This window comes from Gordonia sp. PvP123 (assembly GCF_040547295.1).
Classification (GTDB): domain Bacteria; phylum Actinomycetota; class Actinomycetes; order Mycobacteriales; family Mycobacteriaceae; genus Gordonia; species Gordonia terrae.
The window spans coordinates 97,735-123,434 of record NZ_JBEPPN010000009.1 but is presented as its reverse complement, the minus strand read 5'-3'; the positions used below and the strand labels follow the sequence as shown (position 1 = coordinate 123,434).

1 protein-coding gene (running past one end of the window) is annotated in these 25,700 nt (G+C 70.3%); it reads right to left on the bottom strand.

Translation table 11 applies throughout. The features are described 5' to 3' along the window. Positions 1-64 precede the first annotated feature (64 nt). Positions 65-25,700 carry the 3' portion of a non-ribosomal peptide synthase/polyketide synthase gene (locus ABIC25_RS18570; RefSeq protein ID WP_354562626.1) on the bottom strand. The gene runs 14,531 nt beyond the window's last position, so only the last 25,636 of its 40,167 coding nucleotides appear in the window; its start codon lies off the right edge, out of view; it ends in the stop codon at positions 65-67.

Sequence of the window (25,700 nt, the reverse complement as noted above, 5' to 3'; positions counted from 1 at the left end):
CATCTCGCCTCGTCGTCTGCCGTCTCGTCCCGCGTTCCCCATTCCCCCCGTGTGTTCGCTGTGCTCAGTCATCCCCACCGGGACCACTGCCATCGGAACCATCGTCACCGTAGCGACCCGCGTCCCCGCCCAGGCCGTTGTACCCGTCGGGGTCGTCGAGGCCGTTGTACTCACCGCGACCGTTGTACCCGACCCCGCGGCCGGCCACACCGTTCTCGCCGGCTCCCGGCTCCCCCGCGCCGGGCTGCCGGGATCCGACGATGCCCGGCAGGGTCGCGCCGGTCGGCCGCGTCGCGGCACCCGCCGACCAGGCCAGCACGCGATCACGTTCCGCGGGCGTCACGAGCGGACACTCCCCGACCGCGGCATCCGGTCGGGCGGTGAGTCCGTCGAGGAGCGTAACCAGACGCTGCGCGAACAACTCGACCGTCCCCTCGTCGAACAGGTCCGTCGCGTACACCATCGACGCCGACCAGGACCGGTCCGGACGTGTGACCACCGCGACCGTCAGGTCGAGCTGCGCGGACGTGACCGGCGACTCGAGCGGCGCGACCCGCAACCCCTCCGCCTCGAACACCGGCGAGCCATTGCCCGCGCTGGTCAGCGTGAGCATGACCTGTGCCAGCGGGGAGAACGCCCGCGACCGGGTCGGGTTCAGACGTTCGACCAGTGTCTCGAACGGCACGTCGGCGTTGGTGAAGGCGTCGAGGTCGACGACCCTGGTGTCCTCGAGCAGTTCGGCGAAGCTCATCGCCGGGTCGACCTCGGCCCGCAGGACCAGGGTGTTGACGAACATTCCGATCAGCTGATCGATCTCGGCACGTCCGCGACCCGCAATGGGCGTGGCCACGGCGATGTCGTCGGTCGCGGTGACCCGGGCGAGCAGCACTGCCAGCCCCGCGTGCACCACCATGAACGGCGTCATCCCGCGCTCGCGCGCCAGTGCCGAGATCCGCGTCGCGACCTCGTGCGGGATCTCGAAGTCCACCCGTGCACCCCGCATCGACGCCACCGTCGGGCGAGGCCGGTCGGCGGGTAGCTCCAGCACGTCGGGCACCCCGGCGAGCTGCCGCAGCCAGTACGTCAGCTGCCGGCCCACCACCGACGTCGGGTCGTCGACCGCCCCGAGCTCGCGTTGCTGCCACAGCGCGTAGTCGGCGAACTGGACCGGCAGCGGCGGCAGGTCCGGTGTCCGGCCCGCGGCCCGGTCGCGGTAGGCGGTCACGACGTCGGTCATCAGGGGCCGCATGGACTCACCGTCGCCCACGATGTGATGCAGTACCGCGAGCAGGACCCACGAACCCTCACCGCGCTGCCACAACCGGATTCGGACGGGCACCTCGGTGGTCACGTCGAAACCGGCGGACAGTGCGTCGAGGAGCTCGGCCTCCGAGGCACATTCGACGAGCCGGGGCAGTGCCGCCGGACCCTCGGCGTCGTGGACGACCTGCGTCGGCCGGCCATCGACGGCCGGGAACGTGGTCCGCAGGATCTCGTGCCTGGCGACGACGTCGCCGATCGCCGCACCGAGGGCCTCGACGTCGAGCTCGCCGCCGAGTTCGACGCCGATCGGCAGGTTGTACGCCGCCGACGCCGGATCGAGGCGGTTGATGAACCAGATCCGCTGCTGCGCGAACGAGAGCGGGATCGCCGCCGGCCTGGGCTCCACCCGGGTCACCGGGGCGCGCAACCCGCCGCGGTGTTCCCCGAGGGCGGCCAGAGCACGCGGGGTCGGCGATTCGAACACGTCCCGGACGCCGATGTCGGCGTTCAGCGCGTCCCCGACGCGCGCGGCCAGTCGGGTCGCCGACAGCGAGTTGCCGCCGAGGGCGAAGAAGTCACCGGTCACCGACACCGCGTCGACGCCCAGCAGGTCGGCGAAGACGGCGACGACACGCGCCTCGGCCGCGGTCTCCGGGGCCACGAGGTCGTCCGCCTCGATCTCCGGGGCGGGCAGGGCCCGCTTGTCCAGCTTGCCCGTCGGGGTGAGCGGCAGGGCGTCGAGCACCGTGATCGTCGCCGGGATCATGTACGTGGGCAACCGATCCGCGAGATGGTCGCGTAGATCGCCGACGTCGAGGGCCGCCGCCCCGCCCGCCTGCGCGTCCGATGCCGGCACGACATAGGCGGCCAGCGCGGTCGCGACCGATCCGCCCACCCCGAGCACCACGGCCGTCTGGACACCGGGGTGCGAGGACAGCGCGTTCTCGATCTCGCCGAGTTCGATGCGCAGGCCGCGCAGCTTCACCTGGTCGTCCGAACGTCCGAGGTACTCGAGCACCAGCTCGCCGGACGCCGAGCGCACCCACCGGACACGGTCGCCCGTGCGGTACATGCGATCGCCGGGCGCCCCGAACGGGGACGCCACGAACCGTTCGGCGGTCAGTTGCGGGCGCCCGAGGTAACCGCGTGCCAACGAGACGCCGGTGGCGTACAGCTCGCCGGCCATCCCGACGGGCACCGGCGCCAGGCGCTGGTCCAAGACCAGCAGACCGGTACCCGGCACCGGGGCGCCGATGGTCACCGGACGGTCCGGATCGAGCGGACCGCTGATGGTGACCGCCACCGAGGCCTCCGTCGGACCGTACGCGTTGTGGAACGCGACCCGGTGCGACCACGAGCGGACGAGGGCGGTGGAGACCGCCTCGCCACCCGAGGCGAGCATCCGCAGTGCGGGCAGGTCGTCGGGTTCGACCGTCGCCAGCACACTCGGAGTCAGGAACACGTGCGTCAGCGCGTGCTCGCGGAGGAATCCGGTCAGCACCTCGCCGCCGACGACCTCGTCCGGCCGGTAGACCAGCGTCGAACCCGAGGTCGAGGCGAGCAGCCACTCGAGCACCGAGGCGTCGAAACTCGGTGAGGCGTAACCGAGTACACGTGAACCCGGACGGATACCGAACCGCTGCGCCTCGGCGACCGCAAAGGCGTGTGCACCACGATGGGTGACCGCGACACCCTTGGGCACACCGGTCGAGCCGGAGGTGTAGATGACGTAGGCGAGAGCGTCGAGACGCGGGGCACCTGCCAGCTCACCCGGGGCGAGAGGACTGCCGTCGACCTCGCGCACCGCCTCGGAGAGGGTGTGCACATCGATCGACTCGACGTCGCCCGGGACGTCGATGCCCGTCCCCGGGCCTCGTCGATCGGACGTGATGACCAGTCGCACACCGGAATCGGTGATCATGTGCGCGATCCGGTCGGCGGGCAGCGTCGGGTCGACGGACAGGTACGCCGCACCCAGCTTCGCCAGCGCCCATTGCGCCACCAGACGGTCGACGGTGCGTCCCACCGCGAGCCCCACCACGGAATCGACGCCGATCCCGCGGCCGGCCAACCACCGCGCGAGACGATTCGAGCGCTCGTCGAGCTCGGCGTAGGTCAGGGACGTCCCGCTGCCGTCGGTGACCGCGACGATCCCCGCGTGCTCGGCCGCCACCGCGGCGAACACCTCGCCCAGCAGACGCGGTTCCGGCGCCGCCGGACCGTTCACCGGGGCGAGTTCGGCAGCCGCTTCCGCGTCGAGCAGGGTGATCGCCGAGGTCGGCCGATCGGCATCGTCGACGGCCGCCCGCAGGATCTCGCGCAGCGCCGCACCGAAGACCCGCACCTGGTCGTCGGCGAAGGCCGACGGCAGGTACTTGAGCTTCAGCAGCAGGCGGTCTCCCGACGGTGACGACGCGAGGTTGAGCGGATAGTGCGTCGAGTCGTCGGCATCCACGCCGACGATCTGCAGACCGCCGGCCAGCGACGTGTCCGCGGTCGACAGCGAGTCGGAGTCCACCGGGAACGACTCGAACACGGTGAGGGTGTCGAAGAGAGCACCCATCCCGGCCAGCGCGGTGAGGTCGGCGAGGCCGACGTGCTGATGGTCGAGGACAGCGACCTTGTCGGCCTGCATCGCGGCGAGCACGTCACCGATGGCGGCGGCCGGATCGACGTCGACGACGCTCGGGACCGTGTTGATGAACAGGCCGACCATGCCCTCGACACCGTCGAGGTCCGACGGGCGGCCCGACACGGTCTCACCGAAGGCGACGACCCGGTTGCCGGTCATACGCGACAGCAGTACCGCCCACGCGAACTGCAGGATCGTGCTGACCGTGACCCCGCGCTCGCGGGCGAGCCGGTTGATCGCGGCCGTCGTCTCGGCGTCGATCCACTCCTCGTGGTTGCGCGGCAACGAGGTGGTCGTGGCCTCCTCGGCGCCGGACACCAACGTCGGTTCCTCGAGCGGCGACAGCACCTCCCGCCACGCGGCGAGACCCGCGGCCCGGTCGCCGGCGGCGAGACGCCGGACGTGATCACCGAAGTCGGTCTCCGCGGCGATGGTGGCCGTGTACGGGCCGACCCCGGCGTAGAGAGCGAGCAGGTCCGCGAGGACCAGCGGTCCGGACCAGCCGTCGAGCAGGATGTGGTGGTTGGTCACGATCAGGCTCAGCGTCGTCTCGGAACCGGCGGCGTGCTCGACACCGACGAACCGCATGAGAGGCGGTTTCTCCAGATCGAACGGCGTGATCCGTTCGGCGTCGGCGATCTCACGCACCCGCTGTGCGGCCCCGAGGTCGTCGAGACCTGCTTCCAGGGACACCTCGGACCACGGCAGGTCGACGCGCGGGGGCACGACGGTCACCAGTGCACCTCCGGGCGTACGCACGTATCCGCTGCGCAACACCCGGTGGTGGGCCACCAGTTCCTCTGCGGCCGAACGCAATCGCGAGCGGTCGACGTCGCCCCCGAGGTGCAGGACCGCCTGGGTGACGTAGACGTCCACACTTGCGGCTCCCGCCGCGGGCACATCGTCGGCGCCCGACGGGTCGCGCGCCGCCATCTGCGACTGGAAGTACAGACCGGACTGCAGCGGCGTGAGCGGCCAGACGTCCGCACCCGGGAAACGCACCGCGAGCGCGTCGAGTTCGGCCTGGGTGACGGGCGTGCCCGGCACGTCCGACGGCGAGCGGCCCGGGTCGCCGACGGCGGCGACGTGCTGCGCGAGCGCGGCGAGTTCGTTCGCCCACAACTCGGCGAGCGAGGTGACGTCGTCGGTCCCGAACAGTGCCGACGGGAAAGTGAAATTGGCCGTCAGTCGCCGGGCATCGCCGTCGCTCTGCGTTCCGACGTTGACGCTCAACGGGTTCAGCGCGACCATCGCGCCCGACACCGACGGCGGCATCCCCGGTGCGCTCGGCGCGCCGGTGAACGGGATGACGTCGTGCGCGGGTTCGGCCGCGGGGCGTCCCGCGCGTCCGGCGCCGAAGAAGTTGAACCCGATGCTCGGCAGCGGACGCTGCGACAGCTCGGTGTCGGCGCCGTAGCGCAGCACACCGAATCCGAGTCCGCCGTCGGGTTGCCCGAGGCGTTCCTCCTTGGCCGACTTCACCGCATGGGCGACGTCGGTGGACGGGTCGACGGCGACCGGGGCGATCGTGGTGAACCAGCCGACCGTGCGGGACAGGTCGACGGCGCGTTCGCCGTCGTCGGTGAGAATCTCGTCCTTACGGCCGTGTCCCTCGACCAGGACCGTGACGGGTGCGACGTCGGCGATGCCGCGCGCGGCCTGCCACGCCCGCACCGCACGTGCGAACGTACCGAGCAGAACGTCGTTGGCGTTGCCGCGGAACGCTTCCGGCACCGAGGTCAGCGCGGCCTCGGTCACCTGCGCGTCGAATGCGTGGACCACCGACACCTCGGTGGCGAACCGGTCCCGCGACGGGTCGAAGTCGATCCCGAGATCGGTGGGCCGGGCCGGGAGCCGCTCGAGCCAGTACGGCAGCTCCCCAGACCGCCGGTCGGCCTGTGCGCCGACAGCGTGGGCCCACGCCCGCTCGGACGTCGCCTCGGCCCGCAGCGCGATCGGCTGACCCGCTGCCCGCTGCGCCCATCCGATCACCAGGTCCTCGACGATGATCGGCCAGGACACCGCGTCCACACCGAGATGGTGGATCGCAAGGACGACCCGGCCGACGCCGTCGATGTCTTCGACGATGCCCGCCGCGACGAGCACACCGGTCGACGGATCGAGGTGTGCCAGCGCCTCGGCATGCGCGGCGCGTACGTCATGGTCGTGGCCGGGGGTACCCACCGAGGAGGCCGATGACCGCGCGAACACGTGCGGGGCTGCACTCTGACCATCGGTGTGCGAACCATCTGGGCTCTCGCCCGATCCGGCGACGAGTTGCCAGCGGTCACCATTGCGGGTGAGACGCGCGGACAGCATCGGGTGTACCGCGATGAGCTCGGACAGCAACTCCGACAACGCGTCCACGGTGAGCCCCGACGGCGCGTGGAGTACCCGGTACTGCGAGAAGTCCGCTAAATCGCCGGGCTCCGGCGAATGTTCGATCATCCACGACATCACCGGCAGCAGCGGCAGTTCGCCATGCGCTCCGCCGGTCGGTTCGTCGAGCGCCGGCAGGCGATGCGCTTCACCGGCGACCACGCGGGCCATCGCCCGGATGGTGCGTTGCTCGAAGATGTCTCGCGGTGTCAGCGTGAACCCGGCGGCGCGAACCGCCGAGGCGAGCTGGATCGATATGATCGAATCGCCGCCGAGCGCGAAGAACGACTGGGTGACCGAGACCCGCTCCAGTCCGAGCAGACCCGCCACGATGCTCGCCAGGGTCTCCTCGGTCGCGTTGGCGGGCGCGACGTAATCGGCGTCGAGCCCCGCGAAGTCGGGAGCGGGCAGGGCGCGGCGGTCGAGCTTGCCCGCGCTGTTCAGCACCACCTCGTCGATCGGCATCCACAGCGTCGGACGCATGTACTCCGGAAGTGCCCGGGTCACCGCGTCCCGTAGGACCTCGAGGTCCACGGTCGACGGCGCGACATAGGCGACCAGATGCTGTCCGCCGCCCGGCGCGTCGGCCACCGACACCGCGGCGTGCACGACGCCGGGTGCCGCAGCCACGACGGACTCGATCTCGCCGAGTTCGATGCGCTGGCCGCGCAGCTTCACCTGGAAGTCGGTACGGCCGAGGTATTCGATCTCCCCGTAGGCGTTCCACCGCACGAGATCACCGGTGCGGTACAGCCTCGAGCCGGGCCGGCCGAACGGGTCGGCCACGAAGCGTTCGGCGGACAGTCCCGGTTGCGCGGCATACCCGCGGGCCACCTGATTTCCACCCAGATAGAGCTCGCCCGGGACCCCCGTCGGGACCGGGTTCAGCCGCGCGTCGAGCACATGGGTCGTCGTGTTCCAGACCGGCACGCCGATCGGCACGACCGACGGTGCCCGGGTCACGTCGGCGTAGGCCACCTCGACCGCCGCCTCGGTGGGACCGAACAGGTTCACGATCTGGACATGTGGCAGCAGCTCGTGGGCACGGGCCACCACCGCGGGCGGCAGCGCCTCACCGGAGGCGAACAGCCACCGGAGCGTACCCAGGCGCGAAATCGTCTCGGCCGGTACGACATCGAGGAACACCGACAGCATCGACGGGACGAAATGCACCGAGGTGGCACCGCTGGACGCGATCAGGTCGGCGATGTAGAGCGGATCGGCGTGACCGCCCGGTTCGGCGATCACCATCGTCGCACCGGTCAGCAACGGCGCGAACAGCTCCGGCACCGAGACGTCGAAGGTGTAGGGCGTCTTCTGGATGACCCGGTCACCCACGGTCCAGGCGTACTCGTCGAGTCCCCACCACAACCGGTTGGCCACCGCGGCGTGGGAGACGGTCACACCCTTGGGCCGTCCGGTCGAGCCGGAGGTGAAGAGCGTGTACAGCGCGTCGTCACCGCGGATCGGCCGCACACGCTCGGCGTCGGTGACCGGCGGTGTCGCCGGATCGATGTCGCGGGTCGAATCGACGGTGACACGCCGGATCCCGTCGTCGAGACCGGACAGGTCAGCCGCCACGGGCTGCGGCCCGACCAGGAGGACCCGCGCACCCGCGGTCTCGACCATGTAGCGCACGCGGTCGCCGGGGGCCGCGGTGTCGATGGGCACGTATCGGCCACCCGCCGCGGTCACCGCGTGGACCGCGACGACCATCTCCACACCGCGATCGATGCAGATCGCCACCGCGACATCGGGTCCCACCCCCAGCCCGAGGAGTTCCCGGGCGAGATCGGCGACGCGAGCGCCGAATTCGCGATAGGTCAGCTCACGGTCGGCGAAGGTCAGCGCGATCGAGTCGAGCGACCGCGCGCCGCGAAACCAGAGCGCATCGGCCACCGACTCCGCCGGGACGGCGATCTCGGCACCGCGCGATCGCCGCAATATCTCTTCGACCTCGGCGGGCTCGAGGAGCGCGGCGTCGGCCACCGGCGCCTCGGTCCGCGCCGTCAGCTGGTCGAGAAGCGCGACGAACCTGCGGGCCAGCTGGGCGACGGTGTCCTCGTCGAACAGATCCCGGGCGAACACGAACTCGAGCGGCCAGTCGCCGTCGCCCTCGGGGACGGTGACACCGACGGTCAGGTCGAGTTTCGCCGGCGGGTCCGCTGGCACCATCGGTTCGATGTCGAGGCCGGCGACGGAGGCCGGGGACGTGTCGGCTCCCATCTCGGGGATCGCCGTCTGACCGAAGGTCAGCATGACCTGCGCCAGTGGGGCGAACGCCTCCGACCGTACGGGGTTGAGTCGTTCGACGAGCGTCTCGAAGGCGACATCGGCGTTGGCGAAGGCCTCGAGATCGGTCTCGCGCGCCTGCCCGAGGAGTTCGGCGAACGTCATCGACGGAGCGATCTGCGCGCGGAGGACGAGGGTGTTGACGAACATACCGACCAGCGGGTCGAGGACACGCTGGCCGCGGCCGGCCACCGGCGTCGCGATCGCCACGTCCTCCCCCGCCGACAGACGCGCCAGCAGTACCGCGAGCGCCGCATGCACAACGATGAACGGAGTCGCGTCGGCCTCACGGGCGAGATCGCGTACGCGGTCACCGATCTCGGCCGGTATCGCCGCACCGACCCGGCCGCCCCGCTGCGAGGCGACGAGCGGCCGCGGCCGATCGAACGGCAGCGTGAGCACCTCGGGCAGATCAGCGAGTTTGGTTGTCCAGTATGACAACTGGGCGCCGATGACCGAGTCCGGGTCGGAACCGTCGCCGAGGACATCGTGCTGCCAGAGCGCGAAGTCGGCGAACTGGACCTCGAGCGGTTCGAAGTCGGGTGCCCGCCCGGCGACCCGCGCGTCGTAGGCGTTCATCACGTCGGCCAGGAGCGGATTCATCGACTCGCCGTCGGCGGCGATGTGATGGACGACCACTGCGACCACGGATCGCCCCGGCTCGACCGGCCAGACCCGCGCACGGACCGGCCAGTCGGCGCTCACGTCGAAGCCCGCGACGATCGCGCTCTCGAGTTCGTGCTGATCCGCCACGATCTCCCAGTCGAGGCGTTCGGCGATCTGCTCGCGCGGGTGGATCAGCTGATACGCCGCCCCCTCGACGGACGGGAAGGTGGTGCGCAAGACCTCATGACGCCCCACGACGTCGGCCATCGCCTGGTGCAGTGCGTCGGTGTCCAGAGGCCCGGTCACCTGCAACACCACCGGGATGTTGTAGGTCGGCAGCGACGGATCGAACTGGTTGATGAACCACATCCGCTGCTGTGCGAACGACAGCGGGACGAGTTCCGGCCGTTCGGCGTTCGCGACGATCGGGGGCAGCGCCTCGGCGTGTCCGGACACCTCGCCCACCAGCGCACGCACCGTCGGCGCCTCGAACAGGTCGCGCACCGAGGTCTCGACGCCGAGCACCTCGCCCACCCGGGCGGCGACGCGCGTCGCCGACAGCGAGTTGCCACCGAGGTCGAAGAAGGACTCGGTCACGCTGACCTGGTCGATGCCCAGGACCTCGGCGAACACCGCGGCGACCGCGGCTTCCTCGTCGGTCTCCGGTGCCACGATCTCGCCGACCTCGATCACCGGTTCGGGGAGCGCCGCCTTGTCGAGCTTGCCGACCGGGGTGAGCGGGAGCTCGTCGAGCACCGCCACCGATGCCGGCACCATGTGCGCCGGAAGTCGTTCGCCGACAAATGCTCTCAGCTCGGCCGGATCGACGTCGGCGTCCGTGGCGACCACATAGGCGGCCAGCGCGGTGGCGACCGACCCGCCGACACCGACGACCACGGCCGAGCGGACTGCCGGGTGCTCGGCGAGAACTGCCTCGATCTCACCGAGTTCGATGCGCAGCCCACGCAGCTTCACCTGGTCGTCGCTGCGTCCGGAGTACTCGATGACCGGGGCGCCGGTGGAATCCTGTTTCCACCGCACGATGTCACCGGTGCGATACATCCGGTCACCCGGGTGCCCGTGCGGGTTGGCCACGAACTTCTCGGCGGTCAGGCCAGGGCGGTCGAGGTATCCGCGCGACAGCGCGCCGCCGTTGACATACAGCTCACCCGCGACCCCGATGGGGACCGGACGCAACTGCGCGTCGAGCACCATCAGGCCCACGCCGGCGAGCGGGCCGCCGAGCGAGACCGGCTCGCCCACCGCCATCGGCGCACTGATGGTCACGCCGATCGTGGTCTCGGTGGGGCCGTACAGGTTCTGGATCCGCCGGAACGGAGCCCAGCTGTCCTTGAGCGCCTGCGGCACGGCCTCGCCACCGGCATAGACGACCCGGAGGGCTGGGACCGCCTGCGGTTCGATGGTCGCGAGCACGGTCGGCGTCAGGAACGTGTGGGTGATCGCCTGTCGCATCATCAGGTCCTGCAGCGGCGGGCCGCCGACCGCGTCGGCGGGGCGGTAGATCAACACGCCGCCGGACACGATCGCGAGCAGGTACTCGAGCACCGACGCGTCGAAGCTGGGCGAGGCGAAGCCGAGCACCCGCGAGTACTCGTCGGCGCCCGAGCGCCGGATCTCCTCCGCGGCGAAGTTCGCCAGACCCGAATGGGTCACGGCGACACCCTTCGGTCGCCCGGTGGAGCCGGAGGTGTAGATCACGTAGGCGACATTGTCCACCCGTACCGGGCCACGACGATCCGCTGCGGTGATCGGCGCGTCGGACAGTGTCTCGATCTCGGCGGACAGAGTGGTGTCGTCGAGACGGAGCCACGAGAAGCGTTCCCCGGGCAGGGTTCCCGACGCCTGGACGGCCAAGCCCAGGATCGCGCCCGAATCTTCGACCATGTTCGCCACCCGTTCGGCGGGATAGTCCGGGTCGATCGGCACATACCCACCACCGGTCTTGGCCACCGCCCAGATCGCGGTGAGCAGCTGCGCGGAGCGGCCGATCGCCAGCGCGACCAGCCTCTCCGGGCCGATGCCCTGACCGATCAGCCAGCGCGCCAATCGGTTCGACCGCGCGTCGAGGTCCGCGTACGACAGCCAGACGTTGTCGGCGTCGACGACGGCCTGGCGCGGTCCCCACTTCGCGGCGGCCCGGGCGAACAGGTCACCCAGGACAACCGGCTCGGTTCCCGGCCCCCCGGTCACGACCGCGTCGGAGTCGGCGATCGACACCGTCTGGCGCTCCGGCTCGGGTTGCGCTGCGGCGCGGGCGAGTTCGGCCAGCGACATCGTGTCGCCGAGGGTGATCTGCCGCAGCGGAACCCGGGGATCGTCGACGGCCTCGGTCAGCAGTCCGACGAGCTGCTCGCCCAGGCGGACCGCGGTCGACTCGTCGAACAGGTCCGTGGCGTAGGTGATGGTGCCCGCCCACTCCTCGCCGCGGCCCGGCTGGGTCATCCCGACGAGCAGGTCGACGCGCGCCGGGGTCTGACCGGTGTCCACCGGACTCACCTGGAGGCCGGCGACCTCCCCCACCGACAGGTCGGCGCCGGCGAGCTCCGGCAGGGTGGACTGGTCGAAGGTGAGCCAGACCTGGGTGAACGGAGCGAAGGCCGCCGACCGTTGGGCACCGGCGGCATCGACGACGATCTCGAAGGGCACATCGGCGTTCGCGAACGCGCCGAGATCGGCCTCTCTGGTGGCCTCGAGCAGATCGGCGAAGCCGCGGTCGAGGTCGACGCTGGTGCGCAGCACGAGCGTGTTGACGAACATGCCGATCAGGGGATCGAGCACGCGCTGACCGCGACCCGCGACCGGGGTGCCGATCGCGATGTCGTCGGTCGCCGACAGGCGCGAGAGCAGCGCGGCCAACGCCGCGTGCACGACCATGAAGGGCGTGGCGCCGGTGTCCTGTGCGACGCGCTCGATCCGGTCACCGACCTCGGCCGGGACGGTGAAGGAGACGCGTCCGCCGCGCTGGCTGGCACGAGCCGGGCGGGGCCGGTCGGTGGGCACGTCGATCACGTCCGGCAGACCGGCCAACCGCTCGACCCAGTAGGCGAGCTGCCGACCGACAATTGACTCCGGATCGTCGGGCGAGCCGAGCACGTCGTGCTGCCAGATCGCGAAGTCGGCGAACTGGACCTCGAGATCCGCGAAATCCGGATCGGCATCGGCGGTTTCGGCCAGATAAGCGGTGACGACATCGCTCACCAGGGGCATCATCGATTCACCGTCGGAGGCGATGTGGTGGGTGACGACCGCGAACACGTGCTCATCCGGCGCCACCTCCCAAATCCGGGCGCGGATCGGCCAGTCGCGCGAGACGTCGAAGCCGGCCGACACCGCGGCCTCGATCTCCTCCTGCGAGGAGACCACATCCCAGTCCAGACGCGCGGCGACCGACGATGCCCGGTTGATCTTCTGATACGGCATCCCCTCGACGGAGGGGAACGTGGTCCGCAGCGACTCGTGGCGCGACACCACGTCGATCAGGGCGGCGTGCAGAGCGTCTTCGTCGAGGGAACCGGACAGACGCAGCACCACCGGGATGTTGTAGGCCGGCGACGTGGTGTCGGCTTGGTTGACGAACCACATCCGTTGCTGCGCAAAGGCCAGCGGGATGCGTTCCGGACGGGGACTGACCGCGACGATGGGCGCCCGGGCTGCGTCGAGATCGACGCTGGCACGGGCCAGTTCCCGCACGCTCGGCGCGTCGAACAGGTCGCGGACCGAGATCTCGCTGCCGGTGACCTCACCGACGCGCGCGGCCAGCCGCATCGCCGACAGCGAGTTGCCGCCCAGGTCGAAGAAGGAGTCGGTGACGCTCACGCGGTCGAGGCCGAGGACGTCGGCGAACACGGCCGCCACCGCGGCCTCCGACTCATCGGCGGGCTCGACGTACTCACCGGCGGAGAACACCGGCTCGGGCAGCGCGCGACGGTCGATCTTGCCTGCGGTGTTCAGCGCGATGTCCTCGACGGGCATCCACACGCTCGGCCGCATGTACTCCGGGAGCGCTTCGGCGACAACCGACTTCACCGCGTCGATGTCGAGGCGCTCGCCCGGGACCCCCGCCACGTAACCGACGAGGTGTTCGCCGCCACCGGGTGCCGTGGCCACGGTCGCCGCGGCGTGCACGACGCCGGGCGCCGACGCGATGACCGCTTCGATCTCACCGAGTTCGATGCGCTGGCCGCGCAGCTTCACCTGGAAGTCGGTGCGGCCGAGATACTCCAGCACGCCATCGGGACGGCGGCGCACCAGGTCGCCGGTGCGATACAGACGCGAACCCGGCTCGCCGTAGGGGTCGGCGACAAATCTCTCGGCAGTGAGGTCCGGGCGGGCGGCGTAACCGCGGGCGAGTTGGACCCCGCCGAGATAGAGCTCACCGGGCACGCCGGGCGGTACGCGACGCAGTCGTGAATCGAGGACCACAGCCGACGAATTCCACACCGGGACACCGATGGGCACGGTCGGGTCGTCGGCGGCGACGGAATGGATGCGCTCGAAGGTGATCTCCACCGCGGCCTCGGTCGGACCGTAGAGGTTGAAGAACCAGGCATCCGGCCACAGTTCGCGCACCGGTGCCGCGACCGCAGGCGGCAACGCCTCACCCGTGGTCGAGACGATCCGGAGGGTGTCGAGCGCGGCGAGCTGTTCGCGGTCGACGACCTCGAGGAACACCGAGAGCATGGACGGCACGAAGTGCACCATCGTCGTGCCGGTGCGGGCGATCTCGTCGGCCACCTGCCGCGGATTGAGGTGACCACCGTCGGCGAGGACGACCACACGCGCACCGATCGCCAACGGCGCGAACAGTTCCGGCACCGAGCAGTCGAAGGTGTACGGCGTCTTCTGCATCACGACGTCGTCGGGGCCGATCGGCAGCGCGTCAAGGCCCCACCACAGGCGGTTGAGCACGGCCGCGTGTGACAGGGTCACACCCTTCGGACGTCCGGTCGACCCGGAGGTGAAGAGGGTGTATGCCGCATCGTCCGGGCGCAGCGGCGCGAGTCGCTCCTCGTCGGACACCGGGGCGGCTGACGCCGAGTCGACGTCCAGTAGTGCCGAGGCGTCGACGGTCATGACACGGACGCCGGCCTCGTGCGCGGCGTTCACCGCGCCGGGTACCCCGTCCGCGTCGGCGACCAGCAGCACTCGCGCACCGGCGGTCTCGTACATGTAGCGAACGCGGTCCGCGGGTGCAGCCACGTCGACGGGCACGTACTGACCACCAGCGGCGACGACGGCATGGATGGCCACCATCATCTCGACCGATCGCGGAACACACAGCGCCACCGCGACATCGGGACCGACCCCGGCGGCGACCAGAGCACGGGCGAGCGTGTTGACCCGGGCCGAGAACTCCGCGTAGGACACCTCACGCTCACCGAAGACGAGCGCGGTCGCGTCGGGTGTGCGTCGGGCCTGAGCGGCCACGGCGTCACTGACCGTCTGCACGGCCGGCAACTCCACGGGGTCGCCCCATTCGGCGGTCTCGATCTCGGCCACCGTCGCCGGCGCGACGAAGGGCGCGTCGCCCACTGCGGTTCCCGGCGCCGCGGTCAACGCAGCGAGCAAGCGGGTGAAGCGGTCGGCGAACTCGACGACGGTCGCTTCCTCGAAGAGATCGGTCGCGTAGATGATCGACAACCCCCAGTCCTGGCCGGCCGTCCCGGACGTCACCGTGATCCACAGGTCGGTCTGCGCGGTGACCGCGACCTCGCCGTACGGTGTGACCGTCAGACCGCCGGCGTCCCCGAGCGCCTCGGCGGCCGAGGCCGCCGGATCGAACGAGAAGGTCACCTGCGCCAAGGGTGAGAACGCCTCGGAGCGAACCGGATTGAGCCGATCGACCAGGGTCTCGAACGGGACGTCGGCATGCGCGAAAGCGTTGAGATCGGTGTCGCGGACCCGCGCGAGCAGGCGGTCGAACGGCTGGTCACCGTCGACCGCGGTGCGCAGGACCAAGGTGTTCACGAACATGCCGACGAGCGGATCGAGCACCGCCTGCCCACGACCGGCGATCGGGGTGGCGATCGCGATGTCGTCGGTGGCCGACAACCGCGCCAACAACACTGCGAGCGCCGTGTGCACCACCATGAACGGCGTCACATCGGCCCCGCGTGCCACCTCTGCGATACGCGCACCGATCTCAGCCGGGATTCCCACGTCGTACCGATCACCCCGGCCCGACGCGACCGCCGGACGCGGCCGATCCGCCGGCAGCTCGAGCACATCCGGCAGACCGGCCAACTGTGCAGTCCAGTACGCCAATTGACGTCCGACAACCGATTCCGGGTCGTCTGCCGAGCCGAGCACAGTGTGTTGCCAGATCGCGAAATCGGCGAACTGCACCGCGAGCGGCTCGAAACCGGGAGCCTCGCCGACGACGCGGGCGCCGTACGCGGCGACGAGATCGGAGACGAACGGCGCCATCGACTCACCGTCGGCGCCGATGTGGTGCAACACGATGGCGAGCACATGCTCCCCGTCGGCGGCGCGCCAGAGGCGGACACGGATGGGCCATTGGGTCGTGACATCGAAGCCGGCGATCACGGCTGCGACGAGCTCGTCCTGGGAACCGGCGATACCCCAGTCGAGCCCATCGGCGACCGATGCCTCGGGATGGATGAGCTGATACGGCACGCCGGCCTGATCGGGGAACGTCGTTCGCAGCACCTCGTGCCGGCGGACGACGTCGACCAGCGCGCTGTGCAGGACATCGGCGTCGAGATCACCCGACAGACGCAGCACGGCTGGGAGGTTGTGCGTTGCCGACCCCGGCTCGAAACGGTTCAGGAACCAGATGCGCTGTTGCGCGAACGACAGCGGAATCAGTTCGGGTCTCGGGGAGACGGCGACCACCGGGGCCACGCCGGCGCCACGACCTGACAGCCGGGCGACGAGCGCCCGTACGGTTGGCGACTCGAAGAGGTCACGCACCGACACCTCGACGCCCAGGGCGTCGCCGACCCTCGCGATGACACGAGTCGCCGACAGGGAGTTGCCGCCCATCTCGAAGAAGGACGCTGTGACACCGACTTCGTCGACGCCGAGGACCTCGGCCACGATGTCGGCGACACGGCGCTCGGCTGCGTTCTCCGGCGCCACGAAATCGTCGAAGCGGATCTCCGGCGCGGGGAGCTCGCGACGGGCGACCTTACCCGCGGTGTTCAGCGGCATGGCGTCCAACGGCATCCAGACGCTGGGACGCATGTACTCCGGAAGAGCACCGGCGACGACGTCCTTGACCGCATCCAGATCGACGGATGCGGGTGCCACGTAACCGATCAGCTGGTCGTCGACGACTGTCGCCGCCGCGTGCACCACGCCGGGTACCGACATCAGAACGGATTCGATCTCGCCGAGCTCGATCCGCTGCCCGCGCAGCTTGACCTGGAAGTCGGTGCGCCCGAGGTACTCGAGTTCGCCTGAGGTGCTCCAACGCACGAGGTCGCCGGTGCGGTAGAGCCGCGCACCGTTGTCGGCGAAGGGATCTGCGATGAACCGTTCAGCCGTCAGACCGGGCTGTCCCGCATACCCGCGGGCGACCTGCGCGCCGCCCAGGTACAGCTCACCCGCGATTCCGGCCGGTACCGGCCGCAAACGGGAGTCGAGGACCCAGGTCGTGGTGTTCCAGCCCGGACGACCCATGGTGACGGACTCGGCCGGCACGACGTGCGTCGTGGTGAGATCCACGGTGGTCTCGGTCGGACCGTACTGATTGAGCAGGCGCACGTCCGGGGAGGTGCGGTGCAGGTTCGCGGCCAGGGAGTCCGACAGTGCCTCGCCACCGGTGAACAGGTGCCGGAGGGACGTGCTGCCGGACTCGTCGTCGTCGGCCAACTCCAGGTACACCGCGAGCATCGAGGGAACGAACTGCACCGCGGTGACACCGTGCCGACCGATGATGTCTCGCAGGTACCGGGGATCGGCGTGTCCGCCCGGCGCGGCGACGACCACTCGACCGCCCGTCATCAACGGCCAGAACATCTCCCAGACCGAGGCATCGAACGTGTAGGGCGCCTTGAGAAGGGTGATCTGCTCAGACGCCTCCGGCACCAACGAACCTCGCCAGGCCATGAAGTTCATGACCGCGGAGTGTGGGACGGTCACTCCCTTGGGACGGCCGGTCGATCCGGAGGTGAACAGCGTGTAGGCGGCGTCGTCGGGTCGAATCGGTCGGACCCGATCAGAGTCGGACACCGGTCGGGTCGAGGAGTCCACGGCCGCGGAGCAGTCCACGCCGATCACCCGCACCCGATCCGCCGGTCCCGAGATCCCGGCCGGTGCCGTCCCCCTGGCGACGAGCACGAGACCCACGCCTGCGGTGTCGATCATGTACGCGACCCGGTCCGTCGGAGCCGCGGTGTCGATGGGGACGTACTGACCGCCGGCGGCGACCACGGCGTGGACGGCGACCACCATCTCGACCGAACGATCGATGCAGACACCCACTGCCACGTCGGGGCCCACTCCGGCCTCTATCAAGTCCCGCGCCAGAGCCGAGACCCGGGCACCGAACTCGCCGTAGGTGACGTTGCGGTCCTCGAACACGATCGCGACGTCATCCGCCGATGCCGCCGTCTGGGACACGACGGCGTCGGCCAGCGACCGTTCGGCAACGGCGACCGACCGTCCGACCGACCAGGTACGCACCGTGTCGAGCAGCGACGCGTCCGCGAGTGCGATGTCGGCGGACAACGTGTCCGGATGCTGCGCCATCGCGGCCAGGATCTGCGCCAGCGCCTCGGTGAACACCCGGATCTGGGCGTCGTCGAAGGCAGAGGGCAGATAGGAGAGACCGAGAACTATCTCGTCCCCCCGCCGCGAGGTCACGAAGCTCAGGGGGTAATGCGTTGCGTCGGTGGTCTCGACATCGAGCACGCTGACGCCTTGGCCGGTGTCCACCTCGGAGATCGATTCGACGTCGACCGGGTACGACTCATGCACCGCCAGCGTGTCGAACGCCACCGGTGACCTGACCGACGAGAGGATGTCGGACAACCCCAGGTGTTGGTGATCGAGGACCGTCACCTTCTTCGCCTGGACCTCGGCGAGGATGTCCAGGACCGAGGACTGCGGATCGACGTCGACGACCGCGGGCAGCGTGTTGATGAACAGGCCGACCATCGACTCGACTCCATCGAGATCCGATGGGCGCCCGGAGACGGTTTCGCCGAACGTGACCACACGATTGCCCGTCAGCCGCGACAGCAGGATCGCCCATGCCACCTGCAGCGCGGTCGCCGTGGTGATGCCGTGGTCGCGCGCCAGCGCGTCGACCGCCGAGGCGACGCGAGCATCGACCACCACGTCATGCCGCTGCGGAAGCGTGTCCGCGGTCGCCTCTGCTCCCGGGGCGACCAGCGTCGGTTCGTCCACGTCGGCGAGGATCTGCGCCCAGGCAGCCAAACCGGCTGCATCATCGGACCCGTTGATACGGCGCAGATAGTCGGCGAAATCCTGGGTGGTCCGGGCGACCTGTCCCGTATATGTCTGCCCGGTTGCGTACAGGGCCAGCAGATCCGCGAGAACCAGCGGACCGGACCACCCATCGAGGACGATGTGGTGGTTGGTGACGATGACCCGGGTGGTGTCCGGTCCGCGGACCACCACGAAGCGGACGAGCGGCGGCGACGCGAGATCGAACGGGCGGACCCGTTGGGCGTCCGCGAGCTGCGCGACGATCGTGTCGAGGTCTTCGGGTTCTGCACCGGCGACCGGCGTACGACGGTCCACGACGTCCCACGGGATTCCCACCGACGGTGGTACGACCGCGACGACGGTCCCACCCGCCGTGCGCACATATCCCGATCGCAGCACGCGGTGGTGCGCGAACAGCGCCTGCGCCGCGCGCTGGAGCGCCGTCACATCCACATCACCGCCCAGCGTCAGGATCGCCTGCGTCACATAGACGTCGACCGCACCTTCGGAGATGCCACCCTGCGCGAGCTCGGCCTGGAAGTGCAGTCCCCGTTGCAGCGGCGTCAGCGGCCAGATGTCCGCGCCCGGGTGGGACGCCGCCAGTGCGTCGAGTTCGTGCTGGGTGAGCTCGGTGCCGGGCACGTCAGACGGCGACAGTCCGACGGACGTGCCCGCCCGGACCAGGTCGACGACCGCCGAGAGCTCGTGCGCCCACAGTCCGAACAGCGCGCCGATCTCGTCCTCGGTGAAAAGCGCGCCCGGGAAGTTGGCCCCGGCCACCAGCTTTCGCCTACCGTCCGCGTCGTGCGACGTGGTGACGGTGACACCGAGCGCGGCCAGCGACACCATCGCGCCGGACGCGGACGAGCCGAGGACTGGCGCGTCGGGCGCGTTGGTGAACGGCAGGGCGTCGGTCTGGGTGACGGAGGCCCCGCCGCCGGCACCGAAGTAGTTGAACGAGATCGACGGCAGGGGTCGCGACGCGAGGTCGGCGTCGGCTCCGGGCCCGTAACGCAACCAGCCGAAACCGATGCCGTTGTCCGGCTGGGCCAGCCGTTCCTCCTTGGCCGCCTTGATCGCGTGGACGACATCTTCGCCCGGGTCGAGGGACACCGGTACCAGGGTGGTGAACCAACCGACCGACCGTGACAGGTCGGCGCGGCGCGGCGACGGCCCGGTGGCGAGCACTTCTTCGTACCGTCCGTGCCCCTCCGTGAGGACCGTGACCGGTGCGGTGTCGGCGACCTCGCGATGGGTTTGCCACGAACGGACGGCGCGTGCGAACGCGCCCAGGAGCACGTCGTTGACGTTGCCGCCGAATGCCTCGGGCACCGACGTCAGCACCGCCGCCGTGACGTCGGCGTCGATCTCGACGGAGACGAGTCGCTCGGTGGACATGCGGTCCCGGCTGCGGTCCAGCTCGACGCCCAGCGAGGTGGGGCGGGCCGGGAGCCGATCGAGCCAGTGACCGATCTGTTCCGACCACGAATCGGTCTTCGCCGCAACGGCGTTCGTCCACGCCTGGGCACTCGTCTGCTCTGCTCGCAGATCGATCTCGCGACCGCGGGACAGCTGCGCCCAGCCGGTGACGAAGTCCTCGATCAGGACCGGCCACGAGACGGCGTCGACGCCGAGGTGGTGGATCACGACGAGCACCCGTCCGGCGCCCTCGGTGTCCCGGACGACCGCGGCACGCGCGAGACGGCCGGTCGACGGATCCAGGGTTGCGGAGGCGGTCGCGAATGCGGCGCGGAGATCGGCGTCGAACCCGGCGGTGCCGACCGCCGCGGTGCTCGTGACCCCGATGACGGCCTCGGTCGCGTCGAAGCCGTTACCCGCGACCGACCGCCAGCCGCCCTCGGTCTCGGTCAGCGTCGCGGTAAGCATCGGGTGCGCGGCGACGACCGCGGCGAGCAGTTCGCTCATCTGCGCGACGTCGAGTTCCTCCGGCGCCAGCAGCACGGCCGCCTGGACGAAGTCGGCGAAGTCGGCCGGCTCCTGGGAGTGCTCGATCATCCAGTGGACGACCGGCGACACCGTCACCTGGCCGACACCGGCGGGCTCGGCCTCCTCGAGCATCTCGAGGCGTGCCGCACCGCTGTCGGCCGTCGCGGCCATCGCCCGGATCGTGCGGAGTTCGAAGATCTCGCGCGGGGACAGGTCCAGACCGGCAGCACGCGCCGCCGAGGCCAGCTGGATCGACATGATCGAGTCGCCGCCCAGAGCGAAGAACGACTCGGTGACCGACACGCGGTCGACACCGATCAGGTGCGCGACGATCGCGGCCAGCGTCTCCTCGGTCGAGCTCGCCGGCGCCACATAGTCCTCGGTGTGCACGCCGAAGTCGGGTTCGGGCAACGCCTTCCGATCGATCTTGCCCGCGGTGTTGAGTTCCAGGAACGGCACCGTGACCCAGACCGTGGGTCGCATGTACTCCGGCAGCTCCGCCGCCACGGCCGCCTTGACCGAGTCGAGGTCTACGTCCTCCGGTGCGACGTAACCCACCAGATGATCGGCGCCGGTCGGGGCCTTGGCGACCGTCACGGCGGTGTGCACGACGCCGTCGACGGCCGCGATCACCGACTCGATCTCGCCGAGTTCGATCCGCTGGCCACGCAACTTCACCTGGAAGTCGGTGCGGCCCAGGTATTCCAGCGAACCGTCGGCCTGCCACCGGACCAGGTCGCCGGTGCGGTACAACCGGGAGCCCGGCGCGCCGAAGGGGTCGGCGACGAACCGCTCGGCGGACAGGTCCGGGCGCGCCGCGTACCCGCGCGCCAGCTGTACGCCACCGAGATAGAGCTCACCCGGGACACCGGCGGGCACCGGCCGCAGCCGCGCGTCGAGGACCCAGGTGGACGTGTTCGCCACCGGCACGCCGATCGGGATCAGCGCGGGCGCCGAGGTCACGTCCGCGACGGCGACCTCGACCGCCGCCTCGGTCGGACCGAAGAGGTTGACGATCTGCACCTGCGGCAGCAGGGCGTGCAGCCGGGCGACGACGGCCGGGGGCAACGCCTCGCCGGACGCGAACACCCAACGGAGCGACGAGAACTCGGCGAACCGAGCATCCGGGACGAGGTCGAGGAAGATCGACATCATCGAGGGCACGAAGTGCACCGAGGTGGCCCGGGTCTCGACGATCAGGTCGGCCAGGTACTCCGGATCGGTGTGTCCGCCCGGACGGGCGACGACCATCGTCGCGCCGGTCAGAAGCGGGCCGAACAACTCCGGCACCGAGACGTCGAACGTATACGGCGTCTTCTGCACGACGCGGTCGCCGACTGCCCAGGCGAACTCCCCGAGTCCCCACCAGAGGCGGTTCATCACGGCGGCATGCGACACCGTCACGCCCTTGGGGCGGCCGGTCGAGCCGGAGGTGAAGAGCGTGTATGCGGCGTGATCACCGCGCAACGGCGCCAGACGCTCGGCATCGGAGACCGGCGCGGCATCCGTCGGCGGCGTCGTGGTGTCCACCTCGACGACCTGCACGCGGTCGCCGAGGCCGTCGATCGCGGGCGGCCGTATTCCCGCGGCCACCAGCACGATCCGCGCCTGCGCGGTGTCGACCATGTACTCGACGCGGTCGGTGGGCGCTCCGGGATCGATGGGGACGTACTGGCCACCAGCGGCGAGGACGGCGTGCACGGCGACGACCATCTCCACCGACCGGTCGATGCAGACACCGACGGCGACGTCCGGACCCACTCCGGAACCGATCAGTACACGCGCGAGATCGGCAACGCGGGAACCGAATTCACGGTAGGTGACCTCACGGTCGGCGAACCGCACCGCGATCTGTGCCGCGTGTGCGGCGACACCGTCGGCCACCGCCTCGGCGATCACCGGCCGGCCGAAGGTCGCCGACTGCCCCACGGACCACTCGGCGACGCGCGCGCGGTCGTCGGCGGAGACCAGTGCCAGGTCGCCCACCGCACGGGATCGGCGGCCGGCGCCGGCGAGATCGCTCAGCACCGACACCAGCCGGGTCGCGAGTTCGGTCACCGTCTCGGGGTCGAACAGGTCCTGCGCGTAGATGACCGTGCCCGACCACGCGCGGCCGGGGACATCGGCCGCAACGGCGACGGCCAGGTCGAGTTGCGCCGAGACCTGTGGCGGGTCGACCGGCGTGATGGACAGTCCGGCGAGTTCGGGCACCTCGGCAGAACCGCTGCCGTCGACCGACAGTGCGGCCCCGGACAGCAGCGACTGGTCCATGGTCAGCATGACCTGGGCGAGCGGGGCGAACGCCTCGGAGCGGATCGGATCCAGATGTTCGACGAGGGTCTCGAACGGGATGTCGGCGTTGGTGAAGGCGTCGAGATCGGTGGCCCGGACCTGGGCCAGCAACTCGTCGACCGTCATGCCGGGGACCACGCGCGACCGCAGCACCAGGGTGTTGACGAACATACCGACCAGCGGATCGAGCACCCGCGATCCGCGCCCCGCGACCGGCGTGGCGATCGCGATGTCGTCGGTGGCCGAGAGGCGCGAGAGGAGCACCGCGAGGGCGGCGTGCACGACCATGAACGGGGTGACACCGTGCGCACGAGCGGCGCCGGCCACCGCCTCGGCGACGTCGGCCGGGATCTCGAAGCCGATGCGGCCGCCCCGGGCGGTGGCGATCGCCGGGCGCGGGCGGTCGGCCGGAAGCTCCAGCACGTCGGGAAGGCCGGCCAGGCGGCCGGTCCAGTGGGCGAGCTGCCGGCCGAGGACGGACTCGGGGTCGTCGGCTGAACCGAGCTCCTCGTGCTGCCAGATCGCGAAGTCGGCGAACTGCACCTCGAGCGGGACGAACGTCGGGGTCTCCCCGGCGCTGCGCGCGACGTAGGCCGTCACCATGTCGGCGACCAGCGGCTGCAGCGACTCGCCGTCGGAGGCGATGTGATGGGTGACGAGGCCCAGGACGTGGGTGTCGGCGTCGATCTGCCACAGGCACGCGCGGACCGGCCATTGGGCGGCCACGTCGAAGCCACGGGACACCTCGGCCTCGAAGTCGCCCTGGGTACGCACCTGCGAGAAATCGAGATGCGCCGGCACCTCGTCGGCATCGGCGATCACCTGGTGCGGACCCTCGGCGTCCTGCGGGAACGTCGTCCGCAGCACCTCGTGCCGTACCACCACATCGGCGATCGCCGCGCGCAGTGCCTCGACATCGAGCCGCCCCGACATCCGGACGACAGCCGGGATGTTGTAGGTGGGCAGGCTCGGATCGAACTGGTTGATGAACCACATGCGCTGCTGTGCGAACGACAGCGGGATGCGCTCGGGGCGAGGCGACACCGCGACGATCGGGGCGCGTCCGTCCGCGTGCCGCGACCCGGACGCGATCAGGTCGCGGACGTTCGGCGCATCGAAGAGGTCCCGGACCGTGATCTCGGTGCCGAGCACGTCGCCGACGCGCGCGGCAAGGCGCATCGCCGACAGCGAGTTGCCGCCGAGGTCGAAGAAGCTGTCGGTCACGCCCACCCGGTCGACACCGAGGACATCGGCGAAGACAGCGGCCACCGACTCCTCGACGGGGGTGGTGGGAGCGACGGTCTCGCCGCTGCCGAAGTGCGGCTGCGGCAGCGATTTCCGGTCGATCTTGCCCGAGCTGTTGAGGGCGATGTCGGGCAGCGGCATCCACACCGTGGGACGCATGTACTCCGGTAGTTCCCGGACCACGGCCGCCTTGACCGCGTCCGTGGACACGGTGTCGGGAGCGAAGTAGGCCACCAGATGCTGTCCCGAGCGAGGCGACTCGGCCACCGTCGCGGCGGCGTGGACCACTCCCGGTACGGACGCCAGCACCGTCTCGACCTCACCGAGCTCGAGTCGCTGGCCGCGGAGCTTCACCTGGAAGTCCGTGCGGCCCAGGTACTCCAGCTGTCCGAGCGCATTCCAGCGGACGAGGTCACCGGTCCGGTACATACGGCCGCCCGGCGCGGCATACGGATCGGCGACGAAGCGATCCGCAGTGAGATCGGGGCGCGAAGCGTATCCCCGCGCCAGCTGGACACCCGACAGGTACAGTTCGCCGGGCACGCCACCCGGAACCCGGTGCAGGCGCGAATCCAGAACTCGCACAGCAGTATTGGGCACCGGGACGCCGATAGGCACCGACGTCTCCCCCGCCCGCACCTGATGGGCGGTCACATCCACCGCCGCCTCGGTCGGGCCGTACAGATTGTGGACCTCGTTGCCCGGCAACGCCACCACCAACGCCTGCGCCACCGGCGCGGTCAACGCCTCACCCGAGGTGAACGTCAACCGCAACGACGACAACTCACCCACCCGATCGCCCAGGACATCCAGGAACACCGACAACATCGACGGCACGAAATGGATGACCGACACCCGCTCGGCCGTGATCAACTCCGCCAGATACCGCGGATCACCATGCCGCTCCGGCTCGGCCACCACCAACGTCGCCCCCACCGCGAACGGCAGGAACAACTCCCACACCGACACATCGAACGTCACCGGTGTCTTCTGCACGAAGACATCCGAGTCCTTGATCGAATACCAGTCCCGCATCCACTCCAGGCGGTTCACGATCGCCGCATGCGACACCGTCACACCCTTCGGCCGACCCGTCGACCCCGACGTGAACAGGGTGTACGCGGCGTCGTCCGGCCCGATCGTCCGCCCGCGCTCGTCGTCGGTGACCGGTGCGGTCGCGAGATCGACCTCGGTGGTCGTGTCGACCACGACGATCGAGGCCGCTTCGCCCAGTCCCCCAACTGATTCCGGCACGGCACCGGCCGCGACCAGGACATGGTGCACACCGGCGGTCTCGATCATGTAGGCCGCGCGATCGCGGGGCGCGGTCGGATCGACGGGTACGTAGTGACCGCCCGCCGCGACGACCGCGTGAATGGCCACCATCATGTCGATCGAACGCGGAAGGCACACGGCGACTGCGTCTCCGGGCCGCACGCCGGAGGCGAGCAGGGTTCGGGCGAGGGTCCACACCTGAGCACCGAACTCGCCGTACCGCACCGACCGGCCGCCGAACGACAGCGCTCGCGCGTCCGGGTTCTCCGCGACCCGGGCGACGAGGGCGTCGGGCAGGGTGACAGCGGGAACGGCGGTCTCGGCGCCCGAC